Source organism: Sinorhizobium chiapasense, from assembly GCF_036488675.1.
Classification (GTDB): Bacteria; Pseudomonadota; Alphaproteobacteria; order Rhizobiales; family Rhizobiaceae; genus Sinorhizobium; species Sinorhizobium chiapasense.
This window is the reverse complement of sequence record NZ_CP133151.1, coordinates 292,151-305,887: the sequence shown is the minus strand read 5'-3', so window position 1 is coordinate 305,887 and position 13,737 is coordinate 292,151. Positions and strand designations below refer to the sequence as shown.

The following is a 13,737-nucleotide window of genomic DNA, read 5'->3' as shown; positions in this document are numbered from 1 at the left end:
GAAGTCACGCAACCTTTGGCAATAGCTCTGGAGAGCAACATGGTATCACAGATGGAGTCGCCGACTCCCTCGATCAAAGTGGAGAACTGGCTGCGTGGCGAGGTCCTCACCAACTTCCAGCCGGCAATCTCGCAGATGAGGACGCGTCCAGGTCGGTCACGGGGACATCATTGCGTGAAATAGACCGCCCCGCGCAAGTATGCCCGAAGCAGGCGTAGCCGAATGAATTCGTCCTTTGAGGATGAGGACTGAACGATGAAAAGACCGAAAGCTACCGCGGATGGCCCTGCTGTGCACGAGGACGAGACGGCCCTTGCCACGCCTTTCCTCAAGTGCCTCATGCGGTTGATCCGTGCGCAGGATTCCTACGGATCGTGGGAAGGTAAGGCGGCTGCTGAGCTGCTGGCCGACTTCATCGTCACCAAGAAGCAGCGCGTGAGATCCCAATCCTCGGCGATCCCGACCCGTGCTGTGGAGGCTCCAGATTTTCTGCACCTGCGTTGGGCTTGTGATCGAGCAACGCTCCGGCCTAGTGGTATCGTCGACCATGATGATGAACCATGAGGGCTTCGGCCGCGTACTCCTCACGACGGGGCGGTTGGTCGTTCTCTCCAAGACCCTTCGCGACGTCCATCGGTTCGGCTTTCATACGCTTCGCAAACTCGCTGAGGCAGGTGCGAAACTGGTCGATGATGTGGTCGCGGCCATTGAAGCCTATCCAAACGTGGCACGGGCGTGACAGGACCGGTACGAGGAAGTATGTCATGTCAGACCTTGAAGAACAGCGGAAGAAGGTCCGAAAGCTGCAGTCGCGAGCGGGAACGGCGAAGATGGAATTGCACGACCTCGCCGAGGACCTCCCAGGCAACTGGACCGAGATCAAAATGGTCGCCGAGAAAACGTTTCGGGCCTTTGCCGAGTTGGACGCTGCGAAGAGAGAGCTCAGTGCTTTGGAGAACTCATCGTGACGAGCCCTTTCCTCACCCGCGACGGCTCGCACTGGATGCCGGAATATATGACCGCTATCGATGGCGCCACCTGCATCGGCTGTGGCCGCTGCTTCAAGGTCTGCTCTCGCGACGTCATGCACCTTTACGGGGTCGATGACGCGGGTGAAATCCTCGGTATCTCCGATGACGAGGACGACGACTTCGATGGTGAGCTAAATCGCATGATCATGGTCGTCGACCAAGCGGGCCGCTGCATCGGTTGCGGAGCCTGCGCCCGCGTGTGCCCGAAGAACTGCCAGACCCATGTTGCGGCTGACAAGCTCGCGGCATGATCCGATGGACAAACCAGGAGAACGGCTGTGCACTTCAGAGTCTTCTGTCGCGTCCTGCTGCTGGTCCTGTGCAACAACGCGCTAGCGGTCTACTTCCTCTCGCTTTCCATCCGCAAAGTAGTGGTCATAACGCTCGTCAGTTGGCTGCTTCTCCAGGTCGCTTATTTCGGAAGCTTGCTGTTTCTGATCTGGCGGTATGGCTGCGCTCAGAAAGGAGCGCAAAGGGCTGAGCACTGCCGGAAAGTTCGCTGCCAGGCGCAAGAGTATCATGAGCGTGATGAATGAAACGTCCGAGATGCCCCTTGGTCAAACGCGTAGCACGTCGCCGCTCGCTCGGGCGGACAATGACAAAACAGAGCTCAGACTCGCGCTACTTTGGACGAGCCATTGACATCGTCACTGAGCGAATGCCGCATTCAGATCGTTCCAACGCGAGGGTGATGCGCTTTCCCGCTCCGTAGACGTCGCTGGTACTCCGGAGTGTGATTGCTTCGGCGTCGCTGGAAATACCAACGGGGCCGATCTGGGACATTGAAGAGCTCAGTCGACCTCAAGCAAGAAAAACGCCCTTAGAGCGCGTGCGCATAACGAGCTTCAGCTCGATTACATAACATTGGAGAGAACATGCTGGATAGGTTCGAACGCTACCCGCTTACCTTTGGGCCTACGCCCATCGAGAAACTTGACCGCCTCAGCAAGAATCTAGGGGGAAAGGTGGAGATCTACGCCAAACGCGAGGACTGCAATTCGGGTCTCGCGTTCGGTGGAAACAAGCTCCGCAAGCTGGAATACATCATCCCGGACGCGATCGCGTCCAAGGCCGATACGCTTGTCTCCGTCGGCGGTGTGCAGTCGAACCATACGCGGATGGTCGCCGCAGTCGCCGCTAAGATCGGCATGAAGTGCCTCCTCGTACAGGAGAGTTGGGTGCCGCATGAGGATGCCGTTTACGACCGCGTCGGCAACATTCTCTTGAGTCGGATCATGGGAGCAGAGGTTTGTCTGGTTGATGAGGGCTTTGACGTCGGCATCCGCCGCAGTTGGGAACAGGCGCTAGACGAGGTGACGCAAAGGGGCGGTAGACCCTATGCGATCCCAGCCGGTGCGTCGGTTCACAAGTATGGCGGTCTCGGCTATGTCGGGTTTGCGGAAGAGGTGCGCGTACAGGAGAAGCAGCTTGGATTTGCCTTTGACTATGTCGTGGTTTGCACCGTTACGGGTTCAACGCAAGCCGGCATGGTGGTTGGGTTCGCCAAAGACGGGCGACAGTGCAACGTGATCGGTATCGATGCCTCGGCTACCCCCGTTGGAACCAAGGCGCAGGTGCAACAAATTGCCCGGCATACCGCAGAGCTTGTCAACCTCGGCACGGAAATCGCTGACGATGACGTGGTGTTGCTCGAAGAGTACGCGTACCCGTGTTATGGCATTCCGTCCGAGGGAACGAAGGATGCCATCCGCCTGTGTGCGCGGCTCGAGGGCATAATTATCGACCCTATCTACGAGGGCAAATCAATGCAAGGTTTGGTTGACCTCACCCAGAAGGGGTTCTTTCCAGACGGGTCGCGAGTCCTCTACGCGCATCTCGGCGGCGCTCCGGCGATCAACGGCTACAGCTACACCTTTCGCGACGGCTAACGCTCGACAGATTTCGATTTTGCCGTACTGCAGAGTAGAAATGATTTCTTTTCTATTGGGTTCTGCCAGATTGCTGCGTTGGGATCTTCTTGGGGAACCGGAGGAGTTGGATTCATCGACTGAGTTAGGGAATATCCACGACAACAGACTGCATCCTCGGATGTGCTTATTGCCCACAGGACAAGTTCGCCGACCGGAAAAAAGAAGTATCTGACTTTGATTCAGCATCTTTGTATTGACGAGTTCAAGCGTTGTCTGGCGCGCGTACCAACCTCTGGCGACATTAGGTTTGCTGGGGCACTCCGAGCCTTGGCTTGGCTCAATCCGGACTGCATCGAAATGGTCGAGCACGCTCACGGCAAAGGTCATGACAACGGATTGTCACGACGCTTCAAAATAGATTGAGCGAAGCCGATGGTTCTCACCAACCCAGCCGCTGACCGCGTTGCCAGCAACGAGCGCCAAGCTTGAACGAAATCAGCACGCGGCCCTTAATCCGGAGACCCCGCCATCGTCTCAGATTGGGCGGCATCCTGCAATAGACCGCTTCTTCTAATTTCCTTGGGCGTGTAGCCGTAGTGCTTCTTGAACGCCAGGCAGAAGTTGGAAGCATGGTCGTAGCCGACTTCGTAGGCGATCATCTTCAGCGGCATCGTGGTGTTGACGAGGAGATCGACAGCCTTTGACAAGCGCACCATAGCCCGGTAATCGGAGGCGTTGATGCCGTATCGATCCGCGAACGCCTTGTTGACGCTCCGGCTCGAGATGTTGAATTCCTCTGCGAGCTTACAGATCGGAAGTTTGCTCTTTAAATCTCCGTCAAATATGGTTTTAAGGCGTTCCATCCGCTCGTCCATACCGAGGGCGGTGCCAGATTTTACAAAACGCGGTGAAAGTAGATTGTCTAAAGTGATGCAAAGCAACTCCTTGGCCTTTGCCGAGACATAATGATGCACAAAATGCTGACCGATGCTGCGAAATATGACTGATCTCGCGACCTTCTCCATTTCCGAACAGATCGGAAGCTCGATCCAGGTAAATCGGCCGGCAGCATCGTGCATCAGGTCCTGCAGGACCGTTAGCTGATCAGAAAATTCGGCCACAACACGTGGCGGATCTTGCGGGTCAAAGCCGAGAGCCAGCGCCGTCTCCGACTGGCTTTCGGCCCATTGACTTATCGCGTCGACGCCTTTGGGGTGGAAGTAGGCGACCAAGGTGGGCTTCTGTAGCTTAAGTGCTTCGCCCCTTGATGGGGAGATGGTACGGCGTCCGTCCAAATGATAGAGGAACACCAAGCGGTCGGTGCCCCGATGGGTCTCGAAGCATTCTTCGCGCATCCTGAAGTGCTTGGTCGTCAGCAGAAAGCTGGGCTCTATCTGGAAACAGTCTTCGTGACCCGCCGCATACCTGGAAGGCGGTATCCAGCGGCGCCCGAATCCAGCCATTTCCGGCGGGGCAAGGACCTCCTCGAATTCCTTCGCCCAAGCGATTTGCTCAAGGGCATTCATACGCTCCCACTCCTCCCAAGTGTAACTGTTTTGTGTAACTGTTTTGTAACAAAAATTAATCGATTTTGCCTCGTTGTCAAATGGGAGTGAGCGCCACGGAGGGCGAGCCCGCCAGCGGGGTGATGCCACGCCTTGCGGCCTCCGTTTCGCTCATCAGCAGCGTGCGGCGGCGCCGTGAGTGATGCCGGACGCATGGGCGGAGCGGAAGCGGCCGTGCAGGTCTTCGACACCGAGACCGAGGTCGAGTGGAAAGGTCGAACGGTCCGGCATAACCGACCAGCGAGCCGCGCTCGACCTCTAAGGCCTGCCAGATCGTCCGGTCGGTCTGCTCGGGATGACGATGCGCCAGCCGTTCAGTTCCTCCAGGCTTTTGACGCGCAGGCGCGGCGTGAAGAAGGACTCGCGCACGAGACCAACTGGTTCTCGACCTGTCCCTTCTCCCACCCGGATGCGGGCGTGCAGGCGACCGGGTGGACCAGATAGTGGCTGCCCACCTGCAGGAAGCGGGGATTGTATTGCCGGTCCTTGCCGACGAAGACCGTCTCTACCGCCTCTTCATGTTGTCGTAGATGCCGCGCGTGCAGGTGCCGCGGAAGAAGGCGAAGGCCTTGTCGTGCGCGTCGAACAGCGTCCGGCTGTGGCAGAAACGGAGATGGGCGACCTTCACCGTCACAGTGACACCGTTGATCAAGACGATCTCGTGGCTCCAGTCGAACTGGTAGGCCTCGCCCGGCGCGTAGTAGAGCGGACCGTACCCTCCGCTGTAACCGCGCCGAATTCAAATGTCAGGTGGCGCGGGAATTCCTCGCCGACGAAACGCTGCATGCTCTGGCAAAACGCCACGACGCGTCGCGCAACCGTATCCGCACCTGGATTCAGAAGGACGAGCAAGGCGCATTTGACGACGATGCGCAGGCCGCCGACCTCATCCAGGAATACGAGGGCCGGATCGCGGCGCTGGAGCGGCTGGTCGGCAAGCAGGCGCTGGAGTTGGAGTTGGAGTTCCTAAAGGGGCTCTAAAAAGCATACCACTGCCGAAAAACGGGACTACATCCGTCATCACCGGCCCCGCGGCATCCGTCGCGGAAGGATGCCGGCTGGTGGGAATCGCGCGCTCCACTTGTTATGACCACCCAGAAAGGCCGCCGACGACACTGCGGTCGTCGAAGCGATGTTCGCGATCTGAGACGAGTTCGAGTTCTACGGCTATAAACCGCGACCAGATATCAAGGATGATAGCGACGCAGATGAACCGGGCCGGCAAGGCGACATAGGTGATGTCCTTGGCCAGGTTCGGGAAGATCGGGCCGTCGTGGTCACTGTCGGTGGTGGCAATGAACCGCCGCCTTGATCGTCGGCTAGGCCATCGGTCGGTCGATCGACGCCCGGCTGACGGTTGCAGCCTTAAAGGCGGCCATTGACCGGAGAAAGCCGCCGCCGGGCATGGTCCACCATTCGGACCGCCGCTCGCAGTATGCTGCCGAGCGCTACCGCGAGACACTGGCCCCAAACGCCCTAATCGGCTCGATGGGTCGCCGGGGAACCTTACGACAACGCTACGGCCGCGAGCTTCATGAAAACGCTGAAGGTCGAAGGCGGTCTATCAGATGGCATAACTGAACATCTTCCGCACTTCATCGAGGAGGTCTACAACAAGCGCCGGCTCCATTCAGCGCTCGGCTACTTGAGCCCCAAACAGTTCGAGGATCAACACATCCGGCAGACTGGCAAATCAGCAGCCTGATCCGTGTCCACCCCAAGGGGCTCACTCCAACTTTTGGGGAAATTTGCGGCGGCATAGACAACAACAGAGGATACATTGCTGAGGACCCGCCCGTCGCAACATCGCGGCGCTGGTCGCGCCCGTTCTCGAACTCCACAGCCATGCCAGTGCCCGCGACGCGCACAACGGAGCCTGGCAGCGAACCGGATATCAAGCTGGTGCCCCTTGGACCGAACGCAGCAATATCAGTTTGGAGCGATCTACCGACGTTCTTCAAGAGGGAATGACATTCCACTGTTTCGTTGGTTTCGGGGCGTTTTTCGCGGAGACGGCAGCTATCGCCGCATGGGGCGATGTCACGTTGTCTGCATTCACATGCGTTGAGACCTGCGGCCGCTGATGTCAGCTGACCACGGCCACGGCTTTCCATTCCGCCATGGCCCGCCGGCGGTGAACATGTGTAGCGAGAGCGGAGCGTTTTGAGCGGAGCGGGGCGGACGAAGCGTTGCAGTCTCCTGGTGATCGGAAGCCTCGCATAATCCGCTCCCGTTCGCGCAGCGGCACATGTGCATTCTCCGCCCAGTTGCTCAATCCGTTGTGCGACCGATGCTCGACGCCCAGCATCACCTGTCGCCTGGCTGCGCCGTAGGAGCGCAGCTGGTCGGTGATCATGCGCTTCGGCGCGGCGCCTGCCTCTTCAGCAGCCGCGTCAGCAAGCGCTTGGCCGCTTTGGCGTTGCGGCGGTTCTGGACGATCTCGTCGAGCACATAGCCATCCTGATCGACGGCGCGCCACAACCAGTGTTTGCCGGCGATGGTGATGACGACCTCGTCCAGGTGCCAGACATCGTTTCGGCTGTGCTGCTTGCGGCACAAGCGGGCGGGTGTAATCCCGACCGAACTTGATGCCCACCGGCGGATTGTCTCATACGAAACCACGATGCCGCGCTCCAGCAGCATTTCCTCGACCAGACGCAGGCTCAAGGGGAACCTGGAGTAGAGCCAGACTGCATTGGCGATGATCTGCGGCGGGTAACGATGGCGCTTGTAGCGGACGGGTGCGGTGTTCCTGACGTCGGTCTAAGCCGCAAATCCCCGACGCGAGTTAAGTTCATAACGCCGAGGATAGGGATGGAAATCGCGGCGCCAGCCCGTCGCTGGTTCGATGATGTCCTTACCCAGGCACGCAAGCCGGTGTCAGAGGGATTGGCTCCTGCACACCGGCCAACATGGATTGCATCAGCAAACTATTGATAGGCGGCCGCGTTATCAACTCTTGCTCTCAAAAACTCGGAACGTCTCAGTGAGAAGCTCTATGAAGAGGTCGATTTCCGGCTCGGTTGTAATGAGCGGAGGAGCTGCCATGAACCATTCCCCAAACTTTCCGCTGGCGGTGCGGCGCGCGTAGATGTGAAGCCCAAGTTCGCGAGCGATCTCCGAAACTCGATAGGATGCCTGAGGATAAATTGCCTTGGTTGCCTGGTCCTCAACGATCTCAACCGCGTTGAGGAGGCCCATACCCCGTACGTCACCAATGGTGGTGCTCTGATCCTTCAGCGCGTTGAGCTTTCGGCGCAGCACGACGCCCATCCGCTTGGCATTGCCCATCAGATCGTGCTCGAGCATCTCCTTGAGAACCGCGACACCAATCGCCGAGGAGAGGGGATTTCCGCAGTAGGTGTGGCCGTGTAAAAAACCGCCGGATTCGGCGACCTTGTCGAATATCCTGTTGGGAGCGATCATGGCACCAAGCGGCGTATAGCCGGCGCTCAAACCTTTGGCGCAGACGACGATGTCGGGCAGGGCGCTTGGCCAATGATGAGCGGCAAGGAAGGTTCCGGTTCGGCCGGCGCCACACATCACCTCATCGAAGATTAGCAGCACGCCATGGCGATCGCAAATCTCCCGGACTTTGGAATAATAACTATCCGGCGCAACTAAGGCGCCGGTTGCGATACCGCCGACCGGCTCCATGATGAAGGCGAGCACCGTCTCCTCACCTTCCGCAAGAATCTGTTGCTCGAGCGCGTCCGCGCAGTAGTCGGCATAGGAACTGACATCAAAGCCTTCAGGGAGGCGATAGCTCAGTGGCGCTGGCACCTTAGGCATTATCTGCATGATCGGGCCGAAAATCTCATCCCGGTCAGGATCGCCGGTGACAGCAGCGGCGCCAAGCGTCGCGCCGTGATATCCTGGCAAGCGCGCAAGGATTTTCCGGCGTTTCGGCTGTCCGCTGACCACCGCGTATTGGCGCGCGAGCTTGATGGCGGATTCGACTGCTTCCGAACCGCCGGAAACGAGAAAAGTCTGATCGAATCCAGGTCCGGCGAGGTCCGCGATCAACTTTCGGAGCGTATCGGTTGATTCACTGGTAAATGCCGTACGGATTACATAGCTGATGCGATTGGCCTGATCGATCATCGCATCGCGGACGCGCTCATTCCCGTGGCCGAGATTGGCAACGACCGCGCCGGAGGAACCGTCGAAATAGCGCTTGCCGTTGGTATCCCAGAAGAAGATACCTTTCCCATGCGACACATTGAACGTTTCGGTGACCCCGCGTGCGTTGGCGTAGACGAACTTCTCGGAAGATCCTTTCTGAACGGATTTCGCTGGGACGATACTCTGAGAGGACATTTTGCAACCTCATGCTGATTGGTTTGCGGTGTGAAGAAGGGGTGCCGCCTGTTTGCGGTCTTGCACCCGTGCGGAGATCACGTCATGGTGCAAGGCTTCAGTGCGTCGCGGGTGGAGAGGCCCTCCAATTCAAGGAGGGCCTCCTTCAGACGCGCGGCCTTGATACCGCCGATGACGGGGCTAGCCAGCGCGAGGAACTTCGTTTCTACTTCCGCCTGTCCAAAAGCGGGCCCGCCGGGGGCGCCGGTTGGAACGTCGGCCTGGGCGGAAAGCGTTTTGCCATTCTGAAGGGTGACGCTGACGCGGGCCGGCAGGAGCCTTTCCGCATAAAATTTCTCATCGGCACCGGCGAGGGTTGAAAGGCTGGTCCGTGCCGCGGTTTGTTTAACACCTTCGTCAGCCAGGTCGTCTTCGCGGAGGCCGGTCGCGGAGGACTTGTCGTGCAGTTCGAGAGCGAGCGCATAGGGGATATGAAATGCCGCCTCGATGGTGGATTGCGGCCAGGGGCCATCAAAGTCACGAACGAACTGGCTCACGGTTTCGACATCAATGCCCCTGATGTCGGCATGGCCGAAACGATGGCGTGTCTGCAGCGCGCGCAGGCAGTCGATCGCGGTGTGGATCCAGCGGCAGACGCCATAAGGTTTGAAGCCGGTCTCAAGGATGAAGTAACGTTCTCCCCACCGGTCAAGCATGTTCTGGGGTTCAAAGCGGTCGGAACCGGCCATGGCCCAGAAGCCGTCGTCGCCGTCGAAGATGGTGCGGTTCCCGTGGAAGCCCTCGCGCACAAGGTCAACAGCAGTGATGGCCCCCTTGCTCGCCCAACCGTAATTGTTCTTCAAAAAGCTCATCGGCCGGGATTGGAATTTGCGTCCAAAGGGAAGCGGAGCATGCATCGGCGTCAGTCCGTAAGCATCGGCGATTTGCACGGCGCTGAATCGGTGCAACAGGCTTGTTGCCGTGCAGGCGCCGAAAATCTGCCAAGTCGCAAGACCGTTGACGTGGCGGGCGCGATCTTCGGTAGGCCGCATGGCCGTGCCAAGGCGCAGCGACATTTCATAGCCACCGACAATCGCGGCGATCAGCTCCTTGCCGGAGCTGTTTACCTCTTCGGCAACGGCGAGCGCAGCCGGGATAATGGAGGCGCCGGGATGCCCGAAAAGGACGTAGGAATCATCCAGGCTAAGCATGCTGGCGCTGTGGGCATTGGCATGAGCGGCATTGGCAGGATGGAAGCATAATGACGTGCCGAAAACAGTGCTGGGACCACCGGAATCGAGACGCGCGAGATAGGGCGTCATTTGTCTCGCCCCGCGGCTAGTGCTTCCCGCGATCATGCAGCCGACATGGTCGAGGACGAGAAGCTTCGTCTTGTCGACTACTGCTGCCGGCAGTTCGTCGTAGGTGAGGCTGGCGACCGTACTGGCAACGTCTTGTGTTAGCGACATAGTTTCAAACCGCAATGAGGAACCTGCGGATATCCATGCATGTACCGAGCCAAGGAGAAAGTCAGGTCAAAACAAAAAACGATGCCTCTAATACTGCATTGTCGTATGTCCGACGTCGTCGGACATACGACAATGTGAAACGTGGTTGAATTGCAGTGATCCCCCGCGCAGATCTCCGAACGATTCTGGCGATCGGTTCGGGCCACTGCACGGCGATGTCACGTTGTCTGCATATACACGCGTTGAGACCTGTGGCCGCTGATGTCAGTTGACCATGGCCACGGCTTTCCATTCCGCCATGGCCTGCCGGCGGTGAACATGTGTAGCGAGAGCGGAGCGTTTTGAGCGGGGCGGAACGAAGAGATTGCGCAGAGCCGAGAAGATCGAAACGAAGCGTTGCAGTGCTTCTGGTGATCGGAAGCTTTCCACATCCGCTCCCGTTTTCGCAGCGGCACATGTGCATTCTCCGCCGGGTTATTCAATCCCTTATGCGACCGATGCTCGACGCCCAAGATCGCCAAGAAGACCAAGCACTACCCGTCCGATCTGACGGATGAGGAGTGGGAACAGATCGCTCCGCTGATGCCCAAGCCTAGGCGTCGCGGCCGTCCGCGCGAGGTTGATTTCCGTGAGGTGATCAACGCGGTGCGCTACCTTGTGCGCTCGGGTTGCGGCAGACGGATGCTGCCGATCCATCTCGGCGCGCCTGGCAGACGGTCTACGGCTCGTTTCGCGAATTGGCGCGGCGCTTCTGTTCCAGACCATCCACGACGTGGCGCTGATGCTGGACCGCGAGCGAGCCGGGCGCGAGGCCGCCTATCTGGACTTCGTGGTAGAGATCATCCGCAGATCTGACGACCAGAAGGGCTTCGAAGTTTTGTCCCGCCGCTGGGTTGTCGAGCGCACCTTCGGCTGGATGACAAGATGGCGCCGCTTCGTGCGCGACTACGAGAAGCGCATCGACTCTCTCAGGCTATGATCCTTATCGCTATGGGCGGCAATCTCATCCGCAGAAACGCTCCCTGAATTTCAAAACGGACTCTAAGGCCGCTCGAAGGAAGAATAGCTGGACGAATAGGCACCAAAGAAACATACCGCATAATGGCTAGCTTGAGAGAATGAGGCGGACGATGTTAACCATTAAGCATTCTTTTCCAATTTTACACTTCCGAAATTGCAGCGTAATCCTCACTTAACCCAAAATAACTTTATGCGTTGCCGTAACGTGATAGAGCTTCGGTGGCGCCCCGCTAACGGTGGCGTCAGAACCGCAGCCTTACGTCGGCAGCTTTGTCCTCAAGGGACCGCACCCGATGCAACAGGCTGCGGAGGAGAGAACATGGAAGACCGCGGTCACTCAACAGCGGCGGCTGACTACCGCAGCGTGTCCGACCCACTTTCCTTAGTCCCGTCGATGCATTTCCCGAAGCAACTAGGGAGGCGTTTGCCGGCGCATTGAGAATAAACCGTCGTGGCTCATCGAGTTTACTCAAGTTGAGTCGATGAGGCGGGTGCGAAGATTCATCGGTTGTTCGCGGGGTGCCGTGCCCCGTGGGCCTCAAAGTTGAGCGATAATACCCAAGGCAAAGGAGCCAAAAAAAATGTGCGGCATCTGTGGGTGGATTGATTTCGAACGTGACCTAGGAGATCCCGACGCGCGTAGGGAGCTTGCCGACATGACGGCCACCATGGCTTACCGCGGTCCAGACGATGAGGGAACTTGGATTGACGGGCCCGCGGCGCTGGGACACCGCCGCCTGGCGGTCATCGACATCCAGGGCGGCCGCCAGCCGATGACGCTCCAGGAGGACGGCCAACCCGCCTTGGTGCTCGTCTACGGCGGCGAGACTTACAACTACCGCGAGCTGCGCCAACGGCTCGCCGCCCTGGGTCATCGGTTCGACACGAGCAGTGACACCGAGGTGGTGCTGCACGCCCACCGCGAGTGGGGCCGAGAGGACCCGTGCACTGCGGTGAGCGAACTCAATGGGATGTTCGCCTACGCACTCTGGGATGCCGCCAAGCGCGAACTGCTTCTCGTACGCGATCGGCTTGGCATCAAGCCGCTCTACTACTACCCCACCGAGCACGGAGTGTTGTTCGGCTCCGAGCCAAAGGCGATCCTCGCCAATAGGCTCGCGGAACGGGTCATGGACGCCGACGGGCTTCGTCGCACCCTCTGTTCCGCGGCCGACCCGTACAACTCCGTGTTCCGCGGCATGTGTAAGGTACGGCCCGGCCACATCGTCCGCGTGACCCGCGAAGGTACCCAGCAGATGAGCTATTGGCAGCTCACCGACAGCGGGCACACCGATGACGTCCCTACCACAATTGGATGCGTCCGCGAGCTGCTCGAGGACACGGTCCAGCGGCAACTTATCGCTGACGTGCCACTAGGCACGCTCTTGTCGGGCGGGCTGGACTCCTCCGCTTTGACCGCGCTGGCCGCGCGCTTTGACGGCGACCGGATCCGATCCTTCGCCCTCGACTTCGTCGGCTACACTGAAAACTTCACCCCCGGCCCGATGTGCGGCACACCTGACGGGCCGTACGTCCAGGAGGTCGCGAAGTTCGTTGGTACCGATCACACCGACATCACCTTATCCGCGCACGAACTCATGGAGCCTGACGTTCGGGCTAACACCTTGCACGCCCGTGACTTACCGTTCACTTGGGGCGACCTCGACAGCTCACTCTATCTGCTGTTCCGGGCAATCCGGCAACACTCGACGGTGGCCCTGTCCGGGGAGTCGGCCGACGAGCTTTTCGGCGGCTACTCGTGGTTCCACGATCCCGCGCACGTTCAAGTCGACACGTTTCCGTGGCCCGGATACGCCGTCGATATCGCCCGGCAGTCGCTTGACCCCGGACTCGCAGAGGAGCTCGACCTCCCCGGATACCTCGACGAGCAGTACCGCAGGGCACTTGCGGAAGTACCCGCCCTGACCGGGCCGGCCTCGGCCGATCCGCACGAGCGTCGCATGCGTGAGGTCTGCTACCTCGTTCTCACACGCCACCTGCCGACTCTGCTCGACCGCAAGGATCGGCTGAGCATGGCTTCGGGTCTAGAGGTGCGGGTCCCCTACTGCGACCACCGCCTCGTTGAGTACGTGTTCGGCACCCCATGGTCGCACAAGACGTTCGACAGGCGTGAGAAGAGCCTCCTGCGGGCCGCGACCGCGGACTTGTTGCCGCAGTCGGTGGTGCAGCGAGTCAAGAGTGTGTACCCGCCTATTCAGGACCCGACCTATGACAGAATGCTGCGCACCCGGTTCACCGTGCTCCTGAATGATCGCGATGCGGCAGTGGCACCACTGCTGTCCGTCGACCGCTCCCGCGCATTGCTTAGCGCGACCGACAATATTAGGTGGGTGGAGTGCATCCTGACCCTTCAGGATTTCCTGACCGATTACAACGTGAGCCTCACTGTCTGAGCCGGCGAACAAGATAAGAACAGTAAAGGTCAGTCCGACACGGAGTTGGGCTCCATGGCGATGCTGGC

Annotated in this window: 11 protein-coding genes and 5 pseudogenes; 10 read left to right on the top strand and 6 right to left on the bottom strand. The window is 59.2% G+C overall.

Translation table 11 applies throughout. The features are described 5' to 3' along the window. Positions 1-255 precede the first annotated feature (255 nt). The 5 genes and pseudogenes from RB548_RS24100 to RB548_RS24080 all read left to right on the top strand — a co-directional run bounded on the left by RB548_RS24100 (position 256) and on the right by RB548_RS24080 (position 2,920). Positions 256-739: pseudogene (locus tag RB548_RS24100) on the top strand (NifX-associated nitrogen fixation protein). 25 nt (positions 740-764) lie between these two features. Next, positions 765-968, top strand: a complete 204-nt coding sequence (locus RB548_RS24095) for a CCE_0567 family metalloprotein (RefSeq protein WP_331375492.1) — start codon at positions 765-767, stop codon at positions 966-968. Then, complete coding sequence (gene fdxB / locus RB548_RS24090) at positions 965-1,282, top strand: ferredoxin III, nif-specific (RefSeq protein WP_331375491.1); 318 nt, start codon at positions 965-967, stop codon at positions 1,280-1,282. Before RB548_RS24095 ends, fdxB begins: the two co-directional genes overlap by 4 nt. Before the next feature lie 27 nt (positions 1,283-1,309). Beyond that, positions 1,310-1,567, top strand: a complete 258-nt coding sequence (locus tag RB548_RS24085; RefSeq protein WP_331375490.1) for an exopolysaccharide production repressor protein — start codon at positions 1,310-1,312, stop codon at positions 1,565-1,567. Positions 1,568-1,906: 339 nt separating this feature from the next. Beyond that, on the top strand, positions 1,907-2,920 hold the full coding sequence (locus RB548_RS24080) for a 1-aminocyclopropane-1-carboxylate deaminase (RefSeq protein ID WP_331375489.1): 1,014 nt from the start codon (positions 1,907-1,909) through the stop codon (positions 2,918-2,920). A gap of 491 nt (positions 2,921-3,411) precedes the next feature. Here the strand turns inward: RB548_RS24080 and RB548_RS24075 are convergent, their stop codons facing one another. Continuing rightward, positions 3,412-4,428, bottom strand: a complete 1,017-nt coding sequence (locus RB548_RS24075; protein ID WP_331375488.1) for a helix-turn-helix transcriptional regulator — start codon at positions 4,426-4,428, stop codon at positions 3,412-3,414. A 215-nt stretch (positions 4,429-4,643) separates the two neighbouring features. Beyond that, positions 4,644-5,191: pseudogene (locus tag RB548_RS24070) on the bottom strand (IS21 family transposase); the annotation flags it as partial. A gap of 26 nt (positions 5,192-5,217) precedes the next feature. On the opposite strand from RB548_RS24070, the gene RB548_RS24065 reads away from it, so the two are divergent. From RB548_RS24065 to RB548_RS24060, 3 genes are all read left to right on the top strand, one after another. Further along, on the top strand, positions 5,218-5,448 hold the full coding sequence (locus RB548_RS24065) for a hypothetical protein (protein WP_331375487.1): 231 nt from the start codon (positions 5,218-5,220) through the stop codon (positions 5,446-5,448). Between the two features lie 345 nt (positions 5,449-5,793). Continuing rightward, entirely contained in the window at positions 5,794-6,048 is a 255-nt protein-coding gene (locus RB548_RS32280) for a DDE-type integrase/transposase/recombinase (protein ID WP_408642458.1), read from the top strand. Continuing rightward, a complete protein-coding gene (locus tag RB548_RS24060; protein ID WP_331375486.1) occupies positions 6,002-6,172 on the top strand; it encodes a hypothetical protein in 171 nt (56 codons plus the stop codon). Before RB548_RS32280 ends, RB548_RS24060 begins: the two co-directional genes overlap by 47 nt. A 381-nt stretch (positions 6,173-6,553) precedes the next feature. On the opposite strand, the pseudogene RB548_RS24055 reads toward RB548_RS24060, so the two are convergent. From RB548_RS24055 to RB548_RS24040, 4 genes and pseudogenes are all read right to left on the bottom strand, one after another. Next, a pseudogene (locus RB548_RS24055) lies at positions 6,554-7,173 on the bottom strand (IS6 family transposase). A gap of 246 nt (positions 7,174-7,419) precedes the next feature. After that, the gene (locus RB548_RS24050; RefSeq protein WP_408642445.1) at positions 7,420-8,787 is read right to left on the bottom strand and encodes an aminotransferase family protein; all 1,368 of its coding nucleotides are present in this window, start codon (positions 8,785-8,787) and stop codon (positions 7,420-7,422) included. Positions 8,788-8,864: 77 nt separating this feature from the next. Further along, positions 8,865-10,235: an MmgE/PrpD family protein gene (locus RB548_RS24045; protein WP_331375471.1), complete on the bottom strand. Its 1,371-nt coding sequence runs from the start codon at positions 10,233-10,235 to the stop codon at positions 8,865-8,867. 264 nt (positions 10,236-10,499) lie between these two features. Next, a pseudogene (locus RB548_RS24040) lies at positions 10,500-10,741 on the bottom strand (DDE-type integrase/transposase/recombinase); the annotation flags it as partial. Between the two features lie 7 nt (positions 10,742-10,748). On the opposite strand from RB548_RS24040, the pseudogene RB548_RS24035 reads away from it, so the two are divergent. Both RB548_RS24035 and asnB read left to right on the top strand, forming a co-directional pair. Continuing rightward, positions 10,749-11,261 (top strand): annotated as a pseudogene (locus RB548_RS24035) (transposase). A 575-nt stretch (positions 11,262-11,836) separates the two neighbouring features. Next, on the top strand, positions 11,837-13,669 hold the full coding sequence (asnB, locus tag RB548_RS24030) for an asparagine synthase (glutamine-hydrolyzing) (protein WP_331375485.1): 1,833 nt from the start codon (positions 11,837-11,839) through the stop codon (positions 13,667-13,669). Positions 13,670-13,737 lie beyond the last annotated feature (68 nt).